The organism is Alkalimonas delamerensis (genome assembly GCF_030717955.1).
GTDB lineage: Bacteria > Pseudomonadota > Gammaproteobacteria > Enterobacterales > Alteromonadaceae > Alkalimonas > Alkalimonas delamerensis.
The window spans coordinates 17,802-41,383 of sequence record NZ_JAUZVY010000001.1 but is presented as its reverse complement, the minus strand read 5'-3'; the positions used below and the strand labels follow the sequence as shown (position 1 = coordinate 41,383).

Sequence of the window (23,582 nt, the reverse complement as noted above, 5' to 3'; positions counted from 1 at the left end):
ACCGATGAAAAAAGCCATTGATTTGAAAATTCTCGACCCGCGCATTGGCAGCGAGTTTCCACTACCCGCTTACGCCACCCCGGGCTCTGCCGGCCTGGATCTGCGCGCCTTGCTCGATAGCGCCATCACCCTGGAGCCAGGCCAGACCGAGCTTATCCCAACCGGCCTTGCCATCCATATTGGCGACCCTAACCTCTGTGCCACCATTTTGCCACGCTCTGGCCTTGGCCATAAGCACGGCATTGTGCTCGGCAATCTGGTGGGCTTGATTGACTCGGATTATCAGGGCCAGTTGATGGTATCGGTATGGAACCGCGGCCACAGCAGCTTTACCATTGAGCCCGGTGAGCGCATGGCGCAGCTGGTCTTTGTACCGGTAGTGCAGGCAGAGTTTAATCTGGTGGAGAGTTTTGACGAAAGCGCACGCGGCGAAGGTGGTTTTGGCCACTCAGGACGGAGCTAATCAGGGCGTAGCGACTAAATAGAAAGAACACGAAGGCCGGCTTTGGGTCTTCGTGTCAGCCCCAAAAGCGGCTGTAAAGCGCACTACCCCATACCAAAGCAACCAACACCAGGCTTAAAAACACCGCCGCCGAGCCCATATCCTTGGCCCGGCCCGATAGCTCGTGCCGCTCCAGGCTGACCCGATCGGTCAGGGTTTCAATCGCCGAGTTTAGTAGTTCGACAATCAGCACCAGACACCAGACGCCAATCAAGAGCACAAACTGCAGAAAACTCTGCGCCAGCCAGGCTGCCAGAGGCACCGACAGCATCGCCAACACGGCTTCCTGGCGAAACGCCGCTTCATGCCGCCAGGTGGCAGCAAAGCCCTGCATCGAGCATTTGGCCGCTTTAAGCACCCGGCCAAGCCCCTGACCATTTGGTTTTTCCATGGTTTTCCCTTGAAAAGTCTGCTCTGACGCAGTGCTGTAAGCCTTAATCGGACTCAGCTTACAGCGCCCAGATGAACACCGAATGACAGTACAAACAACCGCTTACACCACACCGTATTCAGCGCGATAGGCCTGCACCGCTGCCAGATGCTCTGCCATTTGTGGCTGATCGGCTAGGTAACTGATCAAGTCGGTCAGGTTAATGATGGAAATCACTTGGGTGCTAAAGTCGCGCTCCACTTCCTGAATCGCCGACAGCTCGGCCTTGCCACGCTCTTGCCGGTCGAGTGCTATCAGTACGCCTGTTAAGGACGCGCCAGCCGAGGCGATGATCTGCATCGACTCGCGAATGGCGGTACCGGCGGTGATGACATCGTCTACCAGCATGACCCGGCCTTGCAAGGGTGCGCCAACCAGACTGCCGCCTTCGCCATGGGTTTTGGCTTCTTTGCGGTTAAAGCAGTACGGCAGATCGCGCTGATAATGATCGGCCAGCGCCACAGCCGTGGTGGTGGCAATCGGAATGCCTTTGTAGGCCGGGCCAAACAGCAGGTCAAACTCAATGCCACTGTCCTGCAGTGCCGCAGCATAAAAACGGCCCAGCTTGGCCAGATCGCCGCCGGTATTAAACAAACCGGCATTGAAGAAGTACGGGCTGATGCGGCCGGACTTTAAGGTAAACTGGCCAAACTTCAGCACCTGACGCGACAGGGCAAATTCAATAAACTCACGCTGAAAGTCTTTCATCCCAAACTCCTTACGCCAACACCCGCTTTTGCTCATCGACGATATCGCGAATGGCATGGCGCGCCAGCTCCATCATCTCCTGCATTTCGTCAAAGCTAAAAGGCTCGGCTTCGGCGGTGCCCTGAACTTCAATCAGCTTGCCGGTTTCGGTCATCACCACATTCATATCGGTTTCGGCATTGGAGTCTTCGTCGTAATCCAGATCGGCCACCGCGGTGCCTTTAAAGACGCCAACTGAGACTGCGGCGACCATGTATTTCAGTGGGTTGGTTTTGATGATGCCTTTGCCGCGCATAAAGTTCAGCGCATCCACCAGTGCCACGCAAGCACCGGAAATTGAAGCGGTGCGGGTGCCACCATCGGCCTGGATCACATCGCAGTCGATGGTGATGGTGTTCTCACCCAGCAGCTTTAAATCCACCGCCGTGCGCAGAGCCCGGCCAATCAGTCGCTGAATTTCCATGGTACGGCCGCTTTGCTTACCACGGGCCGCTTCCCGATCGTTGCGGGTATGGGTGGCGCGTGGCAGCATGCCATACTCGGCGGTAACCCAGCCTTTGCCCTGGCCTTTCATAAAGCGCGGCACCCCTTCCACCACACTGGCGGTGCAAATTACTTTGGTGTTGCCAAACTCCACCAGCACCGAGCCTTCGGCATGGGCGGTAAACTGACGGGTAAAGGTTAAAGGGCGGATCTGACTGGCGGTTCGGCCGCTGGGACGCATGGCATCTCTCCTGCTGGATGTAATCGTCGATAAGTTGTGATGCCATTATACCGAATGCCGGTCAAGTTGCACCTAAGGCCGCAGCTTTGGCGGCAAATGCCCAGCAATTGTTCAGCTGTGCAGCATTCGGGTATACTGGGTTTTTCACCGTATTTGGGAAGCCGCCCGATGATCCACAGCATGACCGCTTTTGCTCGTCACGACATTCAGGCCGACTGGGGCAATGCCCAGTGGGAGATCCGCTCCGTTAATCAGCGCTATCTGGAAACCTTTTTCCGTTTGCCAGAGCAGTTCCGCAGCCTGGAAACCAAGTTGCGCGAAACCCTGCGTCAGCAGCTGCAGCGCGGCAAAATCGAAGTCAGCCTGCGCTACAGCATCAACGAAGCCGTCACCGAGCTGCAGATCAACCAGCAACTGGCCAGCCAGTTGATTAACCATGCCAATGCGCTGCAAAGCCAGGCCAACGATGCCCAGCTCAATATTATGGACGTACTGCGCTGGCCGGGCGTGATGGATACCCCCCAGGCCGATCTGGATGCAGTGCAAAGCGACTTGCTCGAAGGCTTCCAACTGGCATTGAATGACTTTATCGCCAGCCGGGCGCGCGAAGGCAAAGCCATGGCCGAGCTGATTGAAAGCCGCTTAAGCCAAATCAGCGAACACGTCACTACTGTGCGCGCCCACCTGCCCGTTGCCATGCAATGGCAGCGCGATCGCATCACCAACCGGTTAAAAGACATTCAAAGCGAGCTGGACCAAAGCCGGCTGGAGCAGGAAATGGCCTTTTTGGCACAAAAATCCGATGTAGCCGAAGAGCTGGACAGGCTGGAAGCCCACATCAAAGAAAGCCGCCACACGCTAAAAAAAGGCGGCGCCTGCGGCCGGCGTTTGGATTTTATGATGCAGGAGTTCAACCGCGAGGCCAACACCCTGTCTTCCAAATCCATCAGCACCGAGATCACCAATGCTGCGGTAGAGCTTAAGGTGTTGATTGAGCAGATGCGGGAGCAGATCCAGAATATTGAGTGATTGCGCCTGCTTTGCCAAGCGCCGTGTCTAACTGAGGTAGTACACGGCTAGCAGCAATCAAGATCGGTGTTAATCCGTGAGTATCCCGCAAAGTCAGAGGATTAATACCGTTCCACTGCAAAGTGGCGGACTTGTTTAAAAAAGTTGCCCCATAGGATCCGATATGTCTGAGACTTATGAAGAAGAGTTTTTAGAATACACAATTTACGTTGAGGTATCAGCTGATCGCTATAATCCAGCGTTTAGTTGGTCAATTTGCAAAGATGATATCGAGTATGATTCTGGTCTGGCCTTTTCCAAGCATGATGCAATCGCAGAAGCTGAAGCCGCGATTACTGGGTTGAAGAATAAATCAGCTTAGCCAGCTTCAGCTTAAATGGCAATAATTCAACCTGCCCCTTGCACAAGCATTACCACCTTGGTGGTCCAGCGATCACGTGTTGTTGGTTTAATCCTCGTTATCTTCCCCAAAATTTTTTGTTTAAAATAGGTGAGTTTTAACAAGCATAACTATAGTAACTTAGAAAGACACCTTCCCAGCTTTAATCCAAGGAGTGGGGGAACCGCGTTCCCAACTTGAGTGTATTGAGGAACTTCAAAGCTTCTCATTTTACCCCCAGTCGTGACTTTTGACCGAAAAATAAAGTTATCTGGGAATGACTGTATTCTTGCCATCTCCCTAACAGTAAGTACGCGTAGTTCATTAGGGTCATAATGACAGGCGTCATCCGGTATTGAAAGTGCAGCAGGTGCTGGCAAAGAACTGACCAAGGCCTTTTGCGTTTGTTTCTTCGTTGGATGATCTTTTAAGTAGCTCACAAATTGCTCTTTAGTTTTGAACTCGTTGAGCTGGTTGTCACGTTGCAAATATTTATACTTAGAGCATGAGCTCCAAGCGTACTCTGATAACTCACTAATTTCGCCTTTGAGAATAGTGAATACTTCCTTTGTGATTTTTCTGTCATCAATATCCTGTAAGATTTGATATAGCCTAAAACGCCTTTTTACTACATCACTATTTCTTCTGAAATCATGGTTATGTATCTCTGAGCTATTTTTCAGAAAGTCAAAAGTAGCATTTAGTGCTCGTACATATTTAGATTTCTTGCCCGGTTTTTCTTCCTTTAGATCGTCAATAGCATCTTTTACCGTAGCTGTTTCCGTGGAGGTTATTTCAGCTAAAAATGACACCTCAAATAGTTCCCTGTCTTTATCATTAGCAATATCGAAGTACTTTAGGTGTCCAAAAGGCAATTTGCTCCCATGTTTTTGAACGAGCTCAAAAAAACTGAGGGATGACTTAAACAACTCTGCATTCGCGCTTCCTTCTTCAAAGTTTGCTGAAATAAGCTCAAAGTGGTCTCGCCTAACAGCAATCAAGATGAACCGGGGCCTGTTTTGCGCAATTCCTGCAAATCTAGCGTTAATATGTAAGCATAAAGGAATATAATCAATTGTAGCGAAGACTTTGGCTACTTCGTACCAAGCGTGAAAGCTGTTTCCACTTTCATCTTTGAATGCTCGAAGGATACCTGTGACGTTTTCGAGCATAGCCAGTTTGGGTTGTGTTTTCTCAACGAATTTTGCAAATTCCCATGGCAGTGTATTCTTGTCACAGTCTTTTTGCCTGAGGCCAGCCATACTAAAACTTTGACATGGTGGACCACCAGACACGAGGTCTAACCCACCATCTCGCCCAAAGGCGTCCCTTAGATGCTGAGTCAGATTTTCGTTGGACTCTAGCAAACGATTAAGTTCAACAATGCTTCCTATAATCAATTTACCATCTAGAGCAGAAATATCTTTAGGAATATCTCCATATCCAACGCTTCCAAGAGGAGGAAACTCAAAAGGATTTTCTCTGAGTCGTGATTTTAAATCTAATTTATTGCTACTCAGCCAAATAGAGTGTTTGGGCTTTTTGTTCTCGTATGCTAGTTGAGAGAGGTCTTCGTGAAAGAAGTTAAATGCAAAGGTCTCGGCGGCCATAGGTGATAACTCATTCGCAAGTACCAGATCATAACCGGCTTTTTCTAAGCCCAATGACAATCCACCGCAACCAGCAAATAACTCAATATGATTCATACCACTACCTCTTAAATGAATTAGTTGCAATGATATCCGCAAATATTTCCAAAGTCCAGGCGTGATGTCCATAAATTTTTACTTGCCTAGTTAAGTTTAGTCGTCTATCGTTATGTTTGGCTCAAATAGAGAAGCCATTCATTAGAAAAGGTCCCCTCAGATCATCTCTGTAGATAAACCAAGCAATGAGCTCGGTGGATTTGCAGTGATAATCATCTAAATCCGCAATTTTCATAGTTTGTTTATCTACCCAGCATGTTCTGGGCGGATTTCTGTTCTGTGTTTTGCCCCTTTCATGCCTAACTCGGCCCAATGGGAAGCCAGTCCTCGGACAAAGTGCCCCTGCATCCCCTAAGTCAATCTAGCTTACACAGAGCAAAGAGTCCTAGAGCTATTATTTATGAAGTCATTCAAGAGCGGCCTTCCTTCTATTGCACGTGTTAAACAACGAGCTAAACAGTTAAAGAAAAAAGAAAACATCAGTCAAGCTGGGGCTTATAAGAGGCTTAGCGAAGAATACGGATTCTGCTCATGGGCTGAATTCCGAGATGCCCTTTTAAAGGCCGAAAACACTAAACCCAATTTACCACTCCCTTCTATTAATTTCACGTCTGATGAAGATGTTGAGATGACAGACGAGGACTATGAAGCGTTGGAGATTGAGCGCTCATCTGATTTACCCAAAGACGAAAAAGCACTTGTTATCGAGAATAGGCGAGAACTGGCAAAACTAGGTGTTGAGTTTTCAGTTTTTGAGCCGACTGTGACAGGATTGAGAAAGTCCATTCTTGACGCTACTCAGCCAGTGAGAACACATTTCGAGTTAGAAGACTTTCACATCTACGATACACAGGGGCAGGGACAAGATCACAAGGTCAAAAAACAGGCATTTCTTTTGTCGGAAAAGAATACGATTAAATCTTCCGTTAGCCTTTATAGACCAGTTACCAAATCAGGTGATCCGAGAATGTGGTTTTCAAAGCTACCGCAATACTGCGAAGCGGGAGACCAAATAGCAATTGTTGTATTCCAAGATGCTCTTTATCTCATTAATTTGAGTAAAGTTAGATTATCAGCTTCACTCTCTTCATCAGCATCAAAAATTACTCAGTTTCTTCACGCGCTACATAAAGCAGAGTTTCCCGTTACGGAAGAGCTACTGGATAAGCTTCGAACCTTGGCTATGAAACCATTAAAAGCTTTACGAAGTGGTAGCACTGGCGTTGGATATACAATAGAAACAATGTTGGGGATTGCTGCGAACTCGAGCAAAGACCCAGACTATAAAGGTATTGAAATAAAGTCTGGTAGAGGTAATAAAACGCGAAGCACTCTTTTTGCGCAGGTTCCAAACTGGGAGCTGAGTCCCTGTAAGAAAAGTGCGGAGATTCTTAATAAATATGGCTATGAGCGAGAAGGTGACTTCAAACTCTACTGCACAGTAAGCACTCAAAAGGAAAATTCTCAGGGCCTATCTTTTATCTATGATGAATCTAAGGATGAGTTGCAAGAATGGTACATGAAGACAGATCTCGTGGCAGTTTGGCCCGGAAAGCTTCTTCGTCAAAGATTGAAGGCTAAGCATTCAGAGACGTTTTGGGTTCATGCAGAAAGTGAGCTTATAGACGGCGTAGAGTACTTTCACCTGAAAAGTGTTACCCACACTAAAGCTCCGATATTAAGCCAGCTATTGCCGTTAGTTCAGGCCGGTGTTGTTACTATGGACCATCTAATAAAGCGGAGTAGCAAAAATAATCGAGTCTCTGAAAAAGGACCATTGTTCAAAATGAACAAGAACGACTTGAGCTTGCTGTTTCCAAAGCCACGGGTTTACGATCTCCAAGGGGGGAAATAAAAGTGAACGCGAGAAATACAACATATACACTAATTCGCTCTATTCCAGAGCAGGTCTACCAAGAAGCGGAGTGTCGGGCTGAGCAACAACTGACTCACTTGCAAGATTGATACCTACCACTCGTGCAAATTAATCCAAGCTATAGCATTCGCGACTTGCTTGATATGATGCCAAAGTTCATCCTTGTGCATTGTGTCAAGCATCTGTACTCTTGAAAAAACCAAGTAACCACTCTCATCTACTCCAGTTACCACCCCTGAATGAGACGTCATTTTAAGTAATTTCAAACGTGATTTGGCTTTTCTTAAGACATCATGCGAAATTCGTGAACGACAGTAAATATTGATTTCATTAACGTGGTGATTTTCTTTGAAGTTAACTATCTTGAGGAGAACGCGAACTTGTTGATTTGAAACATATGTTTCAATTGATAATAATCCAGTTTCAACGTCACGTGTAGGTTCAACATTAAAACGTTGTAACGTTGATATGACTTGCCCTTCTACAGCAGAGATACCTCTGGCAAACCTTAGAAGAACGACATCATTAATAAAAAGGATGCAGTTCAAATCTAACGAGTTACTCTGAGATCTAAATTTAATTAAAATATCATTTTTTTTAGATCTATAGACATTCGATAAAGCTACAGTCCAGTCTTTTTTCTTAGCACCTAAAAGGCTAAAAGTTTCAGCAGATACCTGACTAAAGTGCGACCTCAAAAGGAATAGAAATGATGCGATGGCTTCAACTTGTGATGAAAAGCGAAATCGATTTTTCATCTCAGGCAAATCTTGTAAGTCTTTAATAAGTATAGAAATATAAAAGCCAAACTGAAATGATTTCTCGGAGCTATCTTCGGATAGATCAGGATGGCTTTCCATCCCCATAAAAATATTTATGACACGGGAAATAAAACCTTTCGACTTGCTAACCTCATTTCGCTCACTGGCAACTAGTTCAAGCCTCTCACTTATTCGCTCTAGAATTTCAATTTGGTCTGTGCGCGCGTCAACCTGATTTGAATGGCAAAGGCTCCAATACTGCCCTAGCATCAACTCGAGACTTTTTGTTGGGCTACTACAACCAAGGAAACATGCTATTAATTTGAATATTCTACTGCAGTCATTAGAGCATTGAAGATCATCGAGCGATAAAGTTAAACCAACAGGAAAAAATTTAAAAAATGAAGCAATGTAGGCAAACACTGTTCTCGATTGAACAAGGAACTTGTCTTTTTCTTCTGAGGTATCGGCAATGACACCAGAAAGTGAAATTGAATCTATTGTTAGTTTGTTAGCGATAAAACTATTCTGTGAAGATGACTGATTAAGCGAAGGTTCGTATACAAGTTCAAAATCAGAAATATTTAAATCTTCCATGTAATGAAATTTAGAAACGAATTCACTTAGTGATTTTTGGCTTGAAAAAAGTATTCTTTTTATTTCCCCAATTGATGTTGGATCCTTAATTTGAAACATTTTAACGGACTTACCGTTAGTCTTAGTTTTAAGTATAAATGACTTTTCATCTCTAACTATTTCACAAAATATATCGCTGAAACCAGGCTCAAGCTCTCTTAAAACTGCTGTTGATGGCCAGCATTGTGTGTGGATATCAGTGTAATCGACCTTACTCTTCGAAATGCCAACGTAGCCAGAGCTTAAAAACTCGACTAGACCTAATTCAGTAACAGGGATGTAGTAAGTTGCCATAATAATTCCAATTAGAAAATCCCAGAAAGAGCTTTTTCAACTCTAGCATAACCTATCTGGGTGATTACCCTGACAATATTTTGCAACTCTAGATTAATAAAATATTGTTTCAAATTTGCCGCAAAAGCTTTGTGGCTCTGAGATCTCTCAGCTACACTAGAAAGTAATTCGCAGCCAGCGTTACCCATCATCAAAAGGTGATTAGCCAATAGTTCAATTCTTAAGCGCTCGGACATTTCAGAAGTTAAAGACCAGGGGATCTCATCTAACAGCTCCTTTAATCTATCTTTCCATTCTGTTTGTGCCCCGAATCGACACAGCTCCAGAGATGGAGCAGGGAGAAGTCTAGTTGAAGGTGGGAGTGATTCAGAAAAAGATACAATATCAAAAAATAGTATTCGACGAGCTCTAGAGGAAACAACATACATGTCTTTAATTAACTCCTGCGAACTAGCATCAAAATTTCTTTTCTCGCTATGTAGGTTTACAGCAAAAACTGCATCAAATTCCAAACCTTTACTACTTTTTATATGTAGCACAGTGATTGAAGGGGGTGTATTAAATGACAGTTGTTTTGCATCACTATGAAGGCTTAGCCTCGGATCACCACTAAAGTACATTTGAAGTCTGTAAGGCAGTTTATTTTCATCTTTTAACTGCCGAAGCTCATTAAAGATATTTTTCACATCTCCCTTTGTTCCAAATGACAATACCCCGACATCTACGAGACCGTTATTATTTACGTAGTTAGTAATATGCTCGGCTACTTGCCTGTGTGATGGGAAGAAAATAGAGTTTGGTTTTACGCCCTTGATGTCAGGAACTTTTGTTGCACTTCTTCCTGTTAGTTGATAGTAAGTTGCAAAATCTGAAATTTCTCTTGTATTACGGTAATTCTTAAATAGGTGCCAATACCGCTTATTTTTTACTGTGGCGTTTAGTGCAAACCTAATCTGACTAATAGTAGAGTTTTCACTAGTAATTGTCTGATTCTCATCTGCAAACACTGTCAAAGTGGGGCGAGATTTAGGAAGTAAACTTGGATGTTCGACCAGAGCCATTAAGGCTTCGTACATAGGCTCAGGAAAATCCTGCCCCTCATCTATTATCAAGTGCCCCCAAGACAGCCGCTCAAGTAGCTCAATATTGCTTAACCTTCTTATTCGATTGTGTATTTCCGGCCAATCAAACATCGTTGGCGATATCTTTGGTGGATTTGACTTGAAAGCTTGTCGATACCATTTAGGTACCCATTTATGCAAATTAAGAATCTGTATATTATGTTCAACATCCACTGAGTTCGCATATTGAGAGAGAACCTTATTGAACATGATCAAAACAACCGGAGTACCATCACTAGACAAACGCAGAGCTCTATGAAAGGCTACAACCGTTTTTCCAGTTCCAGGCGGGCCTACTACAAGAACAGCTCCATCACTTGGAGATTCTGTGTAAATCCCTCGCTGATCAGCATCGAGTTCAGCAAAGGTTGGCATCCTCATGCCAACAATCCTTCAACATAAGTCAAAAATCCCATAGGCTCATCGTAATCTTTTCCCATACCTGATAACAATAACCTGTTCAATCCTGCGTTTTGATGTCCACAACTTGTTTCCGCAACTAATGAGCAGCAGTGACATGCAGCTTGATTTACCCCCTGAAACCCTGACTCTAGCGTTTCTCTGCAGACAGGATCCGCCGAACACCAGCGTGTTAAACTAACCAAGTTTCTTACCAATAAGCTTTGTAAATCTGGGCGAGCTTGATCAACTAACCCACCTAATGTGCCTTCGGTATCAGTATCTGTCGTGTAGATCAATATTCCAGCTCTATGCTGCAAGGGTTCACAGAAAATTCTCTCACGTAACGCAGAGGAAGAGTAACCAGATCTGAATGTCAGGTCCTTTATGAGAATGTGTGCCATGGTGTGCGCAAGTAAGAATACCGGATCTTCTTTTATTCCTACTTTTACTCGCTGCTGTAGATTTTTAATGGCATCCAGCTGACTCTGAAGTGTAGAGTGAATTTCTGAACCATGACAACTTAACCATGAAGATATCGTTTCTTGGTTCAACTCTAGATATATCCCCTCTCCAAAAGCCTCTAGAGCGGGAACCCAATTCTGAGAACCAGAGAGATCCGGAGATATAGAGGTTTTTCCTTCTCCACGTACAAACCCGTTAAATGCTCTCACTTCTCTGAGTCTCTTAACTTGTCCTATACGGGAAAAAATTTTATTCAGTAATAGATCTTTGCAGTCTAAAAGTGAGTTGAAGAAAATTTTGAAATGTTTTTGGTCTACATCAACTCCCCGCCCCAGAAGTTGATATTCTTCGTCCAAAAGAGTCAACTGAGGGTCATCAACCAGAATAGACGAGGTATTTTTTTGTTGAAGCTGGCCTTTTAAATAATCGAATGCATAAGTTAAAACAGCGTCAGTATCATCAATTTCCAAAAGATCAGCGACTTCCAAGAACTGCTCTTCCAGATCCTCATCAAAATCAACTACTCTTTCCAATAATAACTGTTTTAAGCCTTCATTTTTTTCGATAATTTTATCGCACTTCTTTTCGATACGTTGCATTTCCTCTGCTGTAAGCTTAAGAGATACATTTGCTACATTTTCCTGTTCTATATCGAGAGCTGACAGCACTAGTGCGCGATGAATAGAAGAGCTACCTCTTGGTTCAATCTTCATCTCCTCATTACAAGCATCACGTTCATCAAAAGATTGCCATGGTTGTTTACCGCAACATTTATTACCGTAACCATCCACAACACTTGGGTTGGCAAATTGACGTTGAATTGCACTAAGGTTTTCAGAACAACCACAAGACTTACAGGTGACTCTCATCTCCAAAAAGTCACCGCCAGCTCGTCCTCCAGATGTAAATGAAAGTGAGTCTTTGTCTCTACATTGCCCTTCTTCAGCTTTGCTGGCATTAAGATGAGCCCAAGCATGCCAGTTAATTTCCGCTAGATGACCATTATTACAATATGCAACAAATCGCATCGGAATCATCTCCGGTTTATTTTTACATACCGGATTCTCACAACGAGGACACGCTCCCTTTTCATTTCTATAATCTTCCTGTTTTGATATAAACCTCATCAAATTGCATGATGGGCAGTAATACCAACGAGGAAATCTATCAACAGGTACACCCTTATCTTTTGATTTAGCTGAACTAGAAAATGTTCTCAGTCTTTTATTGCCAATGAGTCTGGAGAGTCGTTCACAACTAATCTTTTCATCAACTTTCCATAACTTAGTGTCTTTTACAATGAAAGTTTCGCCGCTTGCATCGACTATTGCACCCACACCGAAAGTTTGAACGAGTTGAGCTCGTCTTATTTCGCCATTCATAAATCACCTTAATTTCATTGGTATAGATACATCGACAGATCTCATCGACGTCATAGTTGGAAATCCTGATTTGCTTTTTTGCTGGAAATCGGTCATCAGCGGATGCCCTTTGTTCTCCCAGGAAAAATAAACAAGATCGCCAAACCGCTCGGCAAGCTCCGACCATTTATTTAGCACATTCCCGAAACAAATATTGATAGTCCTTCTTTCAAATTCATTTAGTATCAAATCCGGATACGCCGCTAATAACCTTTCTTTCAAGTTCAAAAGCACATGTTGTGTTTCAGAGTTTCCAAAATCTGCTTTTCGCGGATAGGTTTTTAGTTCCCCTACACTGTGGCGTAAGGCTATTATGATTGCAGCATGGAGTGCACGATCTAGTGCTTGCTCGCTACCTGGCGTTACGCTTGTTGGTTCAACCAACCTGTAAAGTGTCTCGTGATACGCTCTAAAATGCTCGTAGTGACTTCTATCTCTGGGTTTCGCCGGGGAATAAAGTGTCACAACAAACCCTGGGCCATTTTCTATTGGACTCCGCCCAACTCGTGATGACGCTTGGATATACTCGGCGGTGGTCTTTGGTTGACCATTAATCATCATTACACCCAAACGATTTATATCAACACCAACAGATATCATATTTGTAGCAGGAATAAAGTCTCGAACAGGTGTATCTCTCAAGTCGGTCAGTGGAATTAATAGATTACTGCGAGTTTCGGATATACTTTTCACGCCTTGACTGCTAACTTCCTCTTTACGAAGGTGAGGTATTATTTCTTCATCTAGTCCTTGGATCGCGCAATATACTCTCATTCGCGATAGAATTTCATCGTTAGTTGAAGCGTTGATAAGTCCGAGTTCGCGCTTACTATTGCAATAGCAAACTAAAGACCAAAGAAAATCCACATCAGCAGCATTTAAAGTATGCTTTTCAGCTAAACCTCTCACGGCTTGTAATATAGCCGCGGCTGTCCAATGTGCAGCAGAAGTTGCATTTAATCCCTGTGCCATGTATCCGACATACAGTCGAGCACTTTCTTCGTCATTATCATCTTTTGAAAAAAACGAATCTGACGCACTTATTCCTCTTGGTGGGAATATCTCTCCACTGCGCCCTAAAAGTCGGCGTATCTGCGTGTCTGAATCTCTTACAGTAGCACTCGATGCAATATACTTAGGACCAGAGCTTCCTAACCCTATTTTATTATTCTGCACCCTTATAATAGTATCGAAAGCTGCCTCATATACTGCCGCAATCGTACCCAAAGGACCGGATATTAAATGAAGTTCATCCTGAATAATTAATGTTGGAGGCACGTTGCTCCCATTGGCTCCCTTAAAAATCGCGCTCTCGCGTTCTCCAAAAGCAAAATTTGCAAATTTATCGATTGTCCCAAGTAAAAAGCTTGGTGGACTTCTAAAAATATCTTCGTCTACAGTCCGGATGGGGAGACCTACATTATTTGAAAATAAACAAAGCTTATTGACGCAGCGAGTTTTGACCTGATGGTGTTCAATCGAAAAACCAATCTCTGAATAGTCCGGCTCACCGTCTTTAAACTTTATATGCTTCGGCAACATTGACGTACCGCAGTTAGGACAATATTCGATTTGAAAATGGTGTGTTTCAGTTGGATTCTCTCGCAATAAGAAAATCTCATTTTCAGCATCGGAGACTTTATTGTGCGAAACAGAGTTGCCAGCATATAAGCCAAGTGAAAATGGTTCATCTCCAAGATCAAACTGATTAGATTGCCTAATTTTTTCGAGTGCACATATTAGCGAACCAGTTCGTGCGAATTGATCAGCAGTTAAAAACCTAAGTGTATATCTCGTAATAACACCTGTCCCCCCGCCTAACTCAGGTGATGAGTATCGTTTACGTCTTCGGATCAGCTCATATGCAGATAGCAGAAGATAAGCTTCTGTTTTACCACCACCGGTAGAAAACCAAATTAAATCTGCAATCTCGGCATAATCAGAATTAGGATGCTCTAAGTCACTCACCGTTAGCAAAAAGAACGCTAATTGAAATGGTCGCCAGCAATTTGGTAGATGATACGGTATAAACGACTCTCCGGGATTTATGGCATCATCTACTGGAATAGGCCATTGTTTACCTTCATTATTTCTTTTAGAGCGGAGCTTATTAATTCTTTGATTCTGCTCCATTTGAAGTAACATGGCACCATTTGCCAACTGAAAGGCATCCCAGCAGTCTGTGTTAGATTCTAATAGTTCAACACCTTTTTTCATCCGCTCATGACACATTCGCATTTTAGAAAGAAGATGCTGTTTTGCTCTGCTAAGATCTGGCTTTACTTTTTGATCATTTTGTAAAGTAATCCAGTTGCCATAGAAATCAACGAAAGAGTTAAGTCTTAAAATAACCTCTTTATGAATTGAATCGGGGTTCGAAAGGTAACCCAAACTTAAAATTTCTAAATATTTGAATTCTTCCCCACTCTCAATTTTTAAACTGTCAAAGAGTGGTCTAAATACCAGCGCTGATGGTGCATACTCAATATAAACTTCTTTTACCCGATTGCTTTTTTCTAGATTCCAGGACACAGATGCACCATGCCCAATTGCAAAAACTGAGTTTTTAGAGTATTGGAGAGCTAATATCTCCTCTTCTAAATCATCGAACCTTTTTGATGTATCTTGATAAGCAGAAATACCGGAACTGCAATTGCAAACAAGTCCAAGTTGATATACACGCTTCTCAATGTTGTCTTTTGACTCAGCTGAACTGGATTTCTCAACGGAGCTTGCATTTACTATGGCCACTGTAACTACATCAATGCTCTTATCAAATACAGCTTCTCGCCTTGTTACTCGAACAACGACGCTGTTATTTAGGGCAAAATGTTTTTGATTTCGTGCGGCTCCAATTTGAACAGATGTAGGGCTCAGCTCATGTCTCTGCCAAATTTGCTTAGTATTTTTATTGCTTATATCTTTATATTTTCCACCTGAGATAGAAGCAACTACATCGGCATTTTTTGGAACACAAAAAGTTAAAGCAACAGAAGATGGCAACATTTCGTTTGCTAGCGATAGCGGATTATCATTATCTGCTGAAAACTCATCTGAATCTCGTGTGTCGGCTAATTTATCTAGCTCATCAGGTTGCTCAACTTTTAAATGACCACGAGTCGCACCTATTGGGTAGAGAATACCTGATAGATATCTGAGTGAGAGCCTTCCAGAAACTTTTTCATTTGGGCCATCATAAGGCCCAATAAGCAGCTTTCTTATTTCCTCTTTTACTAAATCCCTTATTTCTGATTTTTTCATGTTTTCAACCTGATAAACTTGCTTAGCTGTTTCAAAAGCCCCCTTTTGTCGTTTGTAAAGAGCGTGCAAATTGCTCGTGCTCTCGAAACGCTTTTATAAAGGTAGTTTTTTAATTCTTCATCATTCATATTAGGTGGGACCCAGACTAATACTACTTCTGATTCCAGACCTTTAAAAGCTTCACTTCCCCAACATGGAATATTTCGACTGGTACTAGCATCACCAACTAAAGAAGTGCGAAACGTGTTCTCATATTTTTCGGGGAAAATGGTTATAACTGAAGCATCAGGACTGTCTTCGAGAACAGGATTCTGGGTAATCGCATCAAGAATAGCAACGATGTTTTCTTCGGATTCAACGGTTACTTCAGGCCCTGCACCTTTCATAACAGTTTCCCCCATTCGAGCCTGACAAATATTTTCTAGCCACTTGACTACACTAGGTGTGTTACGCACATTTCTTTTCAGAGGATAAACAGCATTATTTCCGGTCATGCTTTTTAGTAGATCGAAAACCTCTTGTGAAAAAGTGACATCTGTACCACGTTGATTTTGGAAGTCCCCAAACCACCTCCATCTTGAATTCTCAGCGCCTTGTTCAAGAACCAAATCAAGCGTTAACAGAATTGTCTCATCACAAAGATCTTGCCCTTCATCTACATATAAGGTATCGAATTTTCTTTCAATATCTAGCGATAAATCTTCTGGACCGATAACAAAAACATTGATCTCACTCAACATTGTTTGAATTTTCTCTCTAAGCAATCTAGGCTTAATGAGCACCAAAATACGTCGACCTTGCGCCACATCCTTTCGGATTAGATGTGCCAATACGAACGTTTTTCCGGTTCCAGCTCCACCGTCTATGATAAGGCGATCAAAACAATCAAGAGCATCCACTAACCTGTATTGTTCTTCAGTAAGCTCGTGTTGTGATTGGAGCAAAAAATTCCTGAGCCCCGTGGGATAAGACTTTTCTACTGTTGGCCTTAGTTTTGCGGCTATATGCTCAACATCATCTTTAGATATCCCCCCTGAGTGATTAGATCGTGTTTGATGGTACTTTCTTGCACTTTCGATGCACTTTTTAAGGCCATCTAAACTAAAGTTTGCTTGTCCAAGCACAACTTCTCTAGGTAACTCTGGACAATTTAATTCATGGAGGCTCTCTTCATCATTCATATAAAGCGCGGCAATGAAAACGAAATCTAGCTTGCGAGCCAATTCGGGAAATTTTTTTGACATCCATGAATCACGCCAATGCAGAGTCGCATCTTTGGCTTGGATGTATGGAGACTTTCTCTTTGAATATGCAATTTCACCATTAGATTTGTGAATATGCCATTCTCCGTTTCCCGAAGAGAGGAAGCCGGTTTTTGCTTCAATGCCATAAACACAAAACTGAGTAATAATTAGAAAATCAATTTCGTACCAACTTTGTTTGCGATCACCACGCAAGTTCAAGCTATGAAAGGCTATGCTTTTTTCACCAAGTTCTAATTGGCTGAGAAGTTGGAGGAGTTTGTCTTCAGCTAAGTTATCAGGCTTGTGAATATCCCAAATGTATGAAGGTATGGTCTTCATTCCGTAATGACCTCTGCATTTTTTTTTATCCTAAATGGAAAAACTTTTTCTTTCAACAAGATCGCGAACTAGACAGCAATTATCGGTTAACCCAGCTTAACGTAGCTGAAGGCTGAGTTTTCCTCCTTTAACGGCTAAATCCGCTTTTTTTTATACCCAAGGCCTTGGCGGTACAGCCATTCAGGCGCGAAATATCCTTGCGGCGTACCTGTGCTGAATTTTTGCGATCGGTTTAAGGTAGCCCCACAAATGGGCTATTTAAAACCAAAAGTTAGGCAAGCAGGTAACATTCATGGCCGTTGAAATTCGGGGGACAGAGCAACATAAAATTGCCTGATAATTTCTCTTCGCCCCATTTTTAAGCATTAAAACTTCCGCTTGCATGAATGCCTCACTTCTGAAAACCAATTTGCAACTTATTCGTTACTCTGGCATTATTCAGATCTTACCTGAAATATTTCCTTTGAAACCCAAAACCATCCTCAGCTAGTCGTACCTAGATTTCGAATTGCATCTGCAGGTCTGGAGCAGCGCAGTTTTACTGATTTGCTTGCGTCACATCAACTGGAAGCACTCAGTATTGAACACCATTAGGAAATAATGGAGGACACCACACATTGCAGCAGCGTACCTTTTAAACCCCCAAACCCATCATAATCTTTTGCTGCCGCTCAATGTGATTGGTGAGCGAGACAATGCCCATGCAATCACCCAGGGCGCTGGGCTGTTGCAGCGCCATCAACTTTTCACGCTCTAGCGCGTGGCTGAGCGGAAAGATCTGTTTTGCGCTGTACTCATCGCTGCCTTGCCACAGGTGGTAATCACGCATAGCACAGAAGAAGCCTTCTGTGCCAAGACGCTCGGGCACTTTCAATTGATTGCGCTGCATTGTTTGCAGCATCAGGCGTAGGTGAAATTCGGCGTGCCACATCACACAGATATCATCCTTAATCAGGGCTTCCACTGCTGGCCATAAGTCTGGCCAGCTGGGTGCTGTGTCGAGCATGCTATTTGTAATTCGGTGCCGGTGTAAGGCACCGGAGTGCAATGCCTGTTCAGGCTTAATCAGACTGTTGAACAATACATGGCCGTCATGATCGGTAATGGCCAGCTCGACCAGTTCTGCACTCTGATCGATGCCATTGGCCTTGGTGCTTAGCACCAGATACTTGCGAAAAAGAATGGCCTGAAAACTATGAAACCGCTCCATGCAATTCGCTCCTTTAATCTTGCCGGTACAAAGCCGGCTCATCAAAATAGTGGTAATCCCCCAATTGCAGAGCACGCTGCCGCAGCGCCTGTTTGCTGGGTACACGCTCCGCGATGCTGCAGCCAAAAACCTGCTGATGCACCCGCTCCATCAGTTGCTGCACTTCATCGCGCGTGCACAGTTGCAGCAGCTCAATGGCGTGAATAAAGCCCTGGGCGCGCATCCGCTCGGCCTGGTTGTCGCCTCCCGCCCGGCTGATGGTAAAAATGTCTTTAAACTGCCGCTCTAAATCGAGCATTGCCAAATCCCGTTGTGCCATGTTCATGTTGTGCTCCCAGTTATACCCAAGTGACCTCAAGATACGAGTTTCAGAGTCGCTGGGCGTTTTCAATGCAAGGCACACTGGCGACGGAATGTCGACCACCTTGCTAGCCAGAGTAACGCTGCAGTGGAAGCGCCCAGCGGCTCCCGGAGGGCGGGGCTAAAAGCGCTTTATGCGGCGTTAGCTGTTGTCGATTTGGAACCACCAAACCTTCCAACAACTGCCTTGCCTAAAGCGCTTTTATCATCCGCTGAAATCCGCATCTTGAGGTTACTTGGGTATACATTACATCCCTGCATTGGTTTCCTTAAAGCATCCTGCTGCCAGCCTGGCAGTCACCTGTCCGCTATGGTGACATCAACATCCTGAAGCCAAGCATACCCCCATGCCGCTGAAAGGCCATACTGAGCGTTTGCACAGTATCCATTTTTCATACAGATCAGGATTATTTTTTATCGGTATCCAGTGGAAAGCAAAAGACCAGCAGGTAGAGTGGAAACAGCAAAAGTGATGGAAACAGCGGAAACAGCACCAGCACCACCAGCAAAATCGGCAGCATGCCAAACAGCATGCCCCACCAGCCAATGGTGAAAAGGATAGCGATAACAAGCACAAAGAGATTCCACAGCAAACGTGGAAGTAAGGTGATAAGATTCATCGCGGCCTCCCTTGGCATTGTCGTTTGTGATACATAACTCCAGCATGCCAAGTTTCGATTGTGCTGCCATACTGTATGGATGCGCAGTGTCGATTTTTCAGGCAGATCTAAGCTTTGTTATTTTGCATGGCTGGTTTTGCGCGATGTTCTTGGGCTATGCTGTCTGCATTGATGACAGCATGATGCAACGACAGATGACCCCAAAACAACCTGCTGGCTGGCCCCTGCGCTGGGAGCTGCTGATGCGCTATAGGCTGATTGAAATTGTCGCCTTGTGGGAAGGGCGGCTTACCACCACGCATTTGATCAACAGTTTTGGCATCGCCCGCCAGCAAGCATCGAAAGACATCAACAGTTACCTGCGTGAGATTGCCCCCGGCAATCTGGTGTACGATGCCAAGTTGCGTGGTTACAAGCCCTCCACCACCTTTACCCCCAAAGTCACCACTGGCCTGGCCGATGAGTACCTGCATGCACTGGCAAGCTGCAAAGACTTTGCCCACACCTTTCATCAGCTTGATTTAGGTTTTGCCCATACCGAACTGCTGCAACCGCCCATTCGCCAGGTCGACCCGGCGGTATTGCGCACCTTGGTGCAAGCTGCTAGGGAAGGGTTAAAAATCGACATGGGCTATGTCTCGCTGACCTCGCCGGATGAAGAAAGCCGCATCATTGCGCCGCATAGCCTTGTCTGCACCCCACTGCGCTGGCATGTGCGGGCTTACTGCGAAAAGAACCGTGATTTTCGGGATTTTGTGCTAAGCCGCTTTCGCGGTTTTCACGGCGTGGAAGGCAAAGCCGAGCAGCGCCAGCAGGATGACAACCGCTGGAATACCCCGGTACCAATAGAGCTGATACCCGATACCCGGCTAACCGAGTACCAAAAAGCCATTATTGAAACCGATTACAACATGCATCAGGGCAAGCGCATCATCGAAGTGCGCTCCGCCCTGGTGCCTTATGCCGTGCAGGCACTGAACCTGGATTTGACCAAAATAGACGCCAGGCCCGAGGCCCAGCAGATCATGGTGGCGAATTTGGCCGAGGTACAGCGGCATGCGTTTTGATAGGTATGAATGGTGTAAAGGGGAATTCTGATGTCATTTCAAAGCACGTCGTGTACAAATTGCACTTAGTAAGAATCAACCTAACTTGTTAGGCAAACACCGGTGACGTCACCGTTAATTTGAAAATTGCATCAGGCGCTGTTTAGCAAGAGCCCATGGCAGGCGACGCCCGGCTTTTGCCATTTTATCGTAAGCAGCTTGCGCCTCAACAACTGTAATCATGCCATGCGTGACAAGCTGCTCGACAACCCATAGCGTCCCTTGAACCAATATCGCTTCTTTTTCGGCAGCCTTCCTAAGCGCTATATCACCGGTGAGAAGTGGGCACTGCTCTTGCCTGGCCAACGCAAGTGCAAAGCAATCGTTCATGCTTGGACCTGTATATTTTTGCCTCAGCTCAAAAGAATACATCATAGACTCAGGGCTTAGCTCCCCCAGAGACAAGCCTAAATCAATTAAAAAGCCGTGTTGCTCACTCAGCTCCTCATGAAATAACACATCTGGAACTTTGAATTGGTAGGGCAAATTGAAAAAGACCTCCAGCAACTGGCCTTCCTCGAGATCAATGAGAATATTGGCGTCACTGATCAACAGGTACATCTATACAGCCTCAGCTAACATTTGGCGTTGCTTATGCAGTGTCATCACCGATATCTGTAACAATTCAGCGGCTTTCGACTCGCTGAGGATACCCTCTGCTAAAGCGCGATAGACTAGTTGCTCAAACAGCAGTGTCTGCTCTTGCGGGTAAGGTTTTCCAGGCTCTTTCTTACGCCAGCCGTTTTGAGAAAACTGGATAAAAATTTGGCGCTTTTTCTCTTCAGTGATAACTCCAAGATCGGCGCTACGATATAAACAGGCCGCCATACTTAAGCCGTATTCATGCTTCAAAAAGTACAGCTCTTTAGCATCAATATTCGAGCGACGCTGACCTAAGTGTTGATAAAGCCCAATGTCTGGCAATAAAAATGCTGATGCAAAACGATTACATGCCATTTCCTCGTCAACGGAATCATCTAGCAGGTCATGTAAAATAAGATGACCAAGTTCGTGTGCCAGCGTGAATCGCTGACGACACCCTGGCCAGTCCGCAGATACCACAACGATAGGCTGCCCTGAAATCTTGGCTTGTAATCCATCAAATTTATCTGCTTGAGGCACGTTGCTGACAATGACCAAAATACCTTTAGACTCAAGCAAATCAATTAAGTCAGGTAGCGGATTCATCCCCAACTGCCAGTCACTACGTACTTTAGCGGCAACCTGCTCTACCGCAGCTAATGAACTCACGACAGGAACATCAGGATGATAGTCAAAGTCTGAAATTGGGAAGTTAGGCCACACATTTTTGAGCGCCAGCCAGCGTTCAGCTTGGTCGATCACATCAGATTCTATTTTTTTCAGTAGCTTAGCTGGAGCTGACGCTTTCTTTCGATACTCTACCTCACCTAACGTCACTTGTGCTGGGCGAAAAAAGTATTCAGCGCGAACCGATAATGCAGCCGCCAATTTGAGTAAAACACCCGAGGACGGCATACTCTGGTTATGCTCGTATTTTTTAACCATGTTGGCACTAATACCAACAATATCACCCAAGGCCTGCATAGACAGGCCAGCAGCAGTACGGGCTCGTTTTATGCGCTCTCCAATCACACTGACCTCCGGTTTATAAATATAATATTTTGTGGATTATTATAAACTGGCTAGCTGATTCTGTCGATTGGCATCACAGAGTAAAAAGGATGACGAGCTTGGAATTGCTGAGATACTTTGCTTTAACGGCTGCAAACGCCGGCTATTGTGAGATCGCATAGCGAGTACTTCTCCCCCCAGCCGCGGTTTTCTCCAAGCACCCCATTTCAACCAACTGAGCCAAATGCCGGCTTGCAGTTGCCGGACTGACCTTGGCCACTTTGCCATACTGGCTATTACTGATGCCTTCGCTGAAATCGCCATCCAGCAACCGATTTAGTACTTTAACCTGTTCTTTATTCAATTGCGTTTGGTCAACCCGTTGCCAGAATCTGGTTTTTTGCAGCCTTTGCTCAATATCGTCCAGCACCTGCTTTAGGCTGACGGCCAGGGTGTCGAGAAACCAAAGCAACCAGTCGGTGATATCAGTATCGCCTTTTTGGCTTTGCTCTAGGATGTCGTAGTAGCTGTTTCGCCTTTCCAGGATAGCAGCCGACATGGCATAAAAGCGGATGGATTGATGCTCCGCCTGGGCCAATGCCAGATCGGTCATCAGCCTTGCCAAGCGGCCATTGCCATCTTCCAGTGGATGGATAGTGATAAACCAAAAATGCGCAATGCCAGCGCGTAGCAGCGGATCTAAATTGGCATCCTCTTGCGAGCGGTTAAACCAGTCGATAAAGCAATTCAGCTCGCTTTCTAGCACCTTTCGCGGTGGCGCGTCAAAATGCACATTAGGACGATCTATCCGACCGGACACCACCTGCATTGGCGCATCACCGCGAAGCTGCCCCCCGATCACCCGCTGCATGAATGAGCTATCCTCTGGGAATAGCCAGGCATGCCATTGCAGCAATCGCTCTAACGTTAACGGCTGCTGCCAGTTGCCAATGGCATCGGTTACCATAGCCGCAAGACCGTCTGACTGGGCTGTTGTGGTCACCTGCTGGAATTCATCCATACCCAGCTTCCGTGCCAATGATGAACGCACTTCGCTTTGATTTACGTGCTCCCCTTCAATGGCGCTGGACGTCAGGATATTCGCCAGAAGGGTATCCAGTATGGCCTGCTGGTTGTCCTGCAAGCCCATTTTACCCAGCAACACACCTTGCAAAAAATGCAGCTCACGTAACTTAGGCGCCAGTGCCGCTAGATCATAACGGAAAGCTTGTAATGTCTTCTGCTGACGACCGGGCCAGTCTGGTTGTTGCCAGATCCACATTGGCTATGCTTCTACTGAGGTGAATACATTGGTTAATCCACTCACAATGTGAGGTGAATAGCAAGATTAATCAACTCATCAAACGCACTAAGAAAATGCTAAGTATCGTTCGACAG

20 protein-coding genes are annotated in these 23,582 nt (G+C 44.9%); 5 read left to right on the top strand and 15 right to left on the bottom strand.

Annotated elements, in window-relative coordinates; genetic code table 11:
* Positions 1-4: 4 nt before the first annotated feature.
* Positions 5-463, top strand: coding sequence for a dUTP diphosphatase (gene dut, locus Q3O59_RS00185; RefSeq protein ID WP_305943695.1), 459 nt, complete (start codon positions 5-7; stop codon positions 461-463).
* Positions 464-518: 55 nt separating this feature from the next.
* Here the strand turns inward: dut and Q3O59_RS00180 are convergent, their stop codons facing one another.
* The 3 genes from Q3O59_RS00180 to rph all read right to left on the bottom strand — a co-directional run bounded on the left by Q3O59_RS00180 (position 519) and on the right by rph (position 2,364).
* Positions 519-893 (bottom strand): diacylglycerol kinase, encoded by a 375-nt coding sequence (locus tag Q3O59_RS00180; protein ID WP_305943694.1) that lies wholly within the window; start codon positions 891-893, stop codon positions 519-521.
* 102 nt (positions 894-995) lie between these two features.
* Entirely contained in the window at positions 996-1,640 is a 645-nt protein-coding gene (gene pyrE / locus Q3O59_RS00175) for an orotate phosphoribosyltransferase (RefSeq protein WP_305943693.1), read from the bottom strand.
* 10 nt (positions 1,641-1,650) lie between these two features.
* Positions 1,651-2,364 carry a ribonuclease PH gene (rph, locus tag Q3O59_RS00170; RefSeq protein ID WP_091339358.1) on the bottom strand — a complete coding sequence of 238 codons (714 nt, stop codon included), beginning with the start codon at positions 2,362-2,364 and terminating at the stop codon, positions 1,651-1,653.
* A 168-nt stretch (positions 2,365-2,532) separates the two neighbouring features.
* Here rph and Q3O59_RS00165 point away from each other — a divergent pair, with 168 nt between their 5' ends.
* Together Q3O59_RS00165 and Q3O59_RS00160 are read left to right on the top strand one after the other, a co-directional pair.
* Positions 2,533-3,393 (top strand): YicC/YloC family endoribonuclease, encoded by an 861-nt coding sequence (locus Q3O59_RS00165; RefSeq protein ID WP_305943692.1) that lies wholly within the window; start codon positions 2,533-2,535, stop codon positions 3,391-3,393.
* 163 nt (positions 3,394-3,556) lie between these two features.
* The gene (locus Q3O59_RS00160) at positions 3,557-3,754 is read left to right on the top strand and encodes a hypothetical protein (RefSeq protein ID WP_305943691.1); all 198 of its coding nucleotides are present in this window, start codon (positions 3,557-3,559) and stop codon (positions 3,752-3,754) included.
* Between the two features lie 149 nt (positions 3,755-3,903).
* On the opposite strand, the gene Q3O59_RS00155 is transcribed toward Q3O59_RS00160, so the two are convergent.
* Positions 3,904-5,478 (bottom strand): DNA cytosine methyltransferase, encoded by a 1,575-nt coding sequence (locus Q3O59_RS00155; RefSeq protein ID WP_305943690.1) that lies wholly within the window; start codon positions 5,476-5,478, stop codon positions 3,904-3,906.
* A gap of 400 nt (positions 5,479-5,878) precedes the next feature.
* Between Q3O59_RS00155 and Q3O59_RS00150 the strand changes: the two genes are divergently transcribed.
* A complete protein-coding gene (locus Q3O59_RS00150; protein ID WP_305943689.1) occupies positions 5,879-7,333 on the top strand; it encodes an MvaI/BcnI family restriction endonuclease in 1,455 nt (484 codons plus the stop codon).
* 113 nt (positions 7,334-7,446) lie between these two features.
* Here the strand turns inward: Q3O59_RS00150 and Q3O59_RS00145 are convergent, their stop codons facing one another.
* The 8 genes from Q3O59_RS00145 to Q3O59_RS00110 all read right to left on the bottom strand — a co-directional run bounded on the left by Q3O59_RS00145 (position 7,447) and on the right by Q3O59_RS00110 (position 19,485).
* Positions 7,447-9,045: a hypothetical protein gene (locus tag Q3O59_RS00145; protein ID WP_305943688.1), complete on the bottom strand. Its 1,599-nt coding sequence runs from the start codon at positions 9,043-9,045 to the stop codon at positions 7,447-7,449.
* An 11-nt stretch (positions 9,046-9,056) separates the two neighbouring features.
* The gene (locus tag Q3O59_RS00140; RefSeq protein ID WP_305943687.1) at positions 9,057-10,547 is read right to left on the bottom strand and encodes a DEAD/DEAH box helicase; all 1,491 of its coding nucleotides are present in this window, start codon (positions 10,545-10,547) and stop codon (positions 9,057-9,059) included.
* Positions 10,544-12,412 carry a DrmB family protein gene (gene drmB / locus Q3O59_RS00135; RefSeq protein WP_305943686.1) on the bottom strand — a complete coding sequence of 623 codons (1,869 nt, stop codon included), beginning with the start codon at positions 12,410-12,412 and terminating at the stop codon, positions 10,544-10,546. The genes Q3O59_RS00140 and drmB overlap by 4 nt, the downstream gene beginning before the upstream one ends.
* 3 nt (positions 12,413-12,415) lie before the next feature.
* Positions 12,416-15,712: a helicase-related protein gene (locus Q3O59_RS00130; protein WP_305943685.1), complete on the bottom strand. Its 3,297-nt coding sequence runs from the start codon at positions 15,710-15,712 to the stop codon at positions 12,416-12,418.
* Entirely contained in the window at positions 15,709-17,295 is a 1,587-nt protein-coding gene (locus Q3O59_RS00125; protein WP_305943684.1) for an NERD domain-containing protein, read from the bottom strand. The genes Q3O59_RS00130 and Q3O59_RS00125 overlap by 4 nt, the downstream gene beginning before the upstream one ends.
* Positions 17,296-17,929: 634 nt before the next feature.
* Positions 17,930-18,505: a 3'-5' exonuclease gene (locus tag Q3O59_RS00120; protein ID WP_305943683.1), complete on the bottom strand. Its 576-nt coding sequence runs from the start codon at positions 18,503-18,505 to the stop codon at positions 17,930-17,932.
* 13 nt (positions 18,506-18,518) lie between these two features.
* The gene (locus Q3O59_RS00115) at positions 18,519-18,830 is read right to left on the bottom strand and encodes a hypothetical protein (RefSeq protein WP_305943682.1); all 312 of its coding nucleotides are present in this window, start codon (positions 18,828-18,830) and stop codon (positions 18,519-18,521) included.
* Positions 18,831-19,272: 442 nt separating this feature from the next.
* Positions 19,273-19,485, bottom strand: a complete 213-nt coding sequence (locus Q3O59_RS00110) for a hypothetical protein (RefSeq protein WP_305943681.1) — start codon at positions 19,483-19,485, stop codon at positions 19,273-19,275.
* 179 nt (positions 19,486-19,664) lie between these two features.
* On the opposite strand from Q3O59_RS00110, the gene Q3O59_RS00105 reads away from it, so the two are divergent.
* The gene (locus Q3O59_RS00105; RefSeq protein ID WP_305944426.1) at positions 19,665-20,552 is read left to right on the top strand and encodes a helix-turn-helix transcriptional regulator; all 888 of its coding nucleotides are present in this window, start codon (positions 19,665-19,667) and stop codon (positions 20,550-20,552) included.
* Between the two features lie 114 nt (positions 20,553-20,666).
* On the opposite strand, the gene Q3O59_RS00100 is transcribed toward Q3O59_RS00105, so the two are convergent.
* The 3 genes from Q3O59_RS00100 to Q3O59_RS00090 form a co-directional block, all read right to left on the bottom strand.
* Positions 20,667-21,152, bottom strand: a complete 486-nt coding sequence (locus Q3O59_RS00100) for a PIN domain-containing protein (RefSeq protein ID WP_305943680.1) — start codon at positions 21,150-21,152, stop codon at positions 20,667-20,669.
* Positions 21,153-22,205: a helix-turn-helix domain-containing protein gene (locus tag Q3O59_RS00095; RefSeq protein WP_305943679.1), complete on the bottom strand. Its 1,053-nt coding sequence runs from the start codon at positions 22,203-22,205 to the stop codon at positions 21,153-21,155.
* A gap of 142 nt (positions 22,206-22,347) precedes the next feature.
* Positions 22,348-23,466, bottom strand: a complete 1,119-nt coding sequence (locus Q3O59_RS00090; RefSeq protein WP_305943678.1) for a Fic family protein — start codon at positions 23,464-23,466, stop codon at positions 22,348-22,350.
* Between the last annotated feature and the right edge of the window lie 116 nt (positions 23,467-23,582).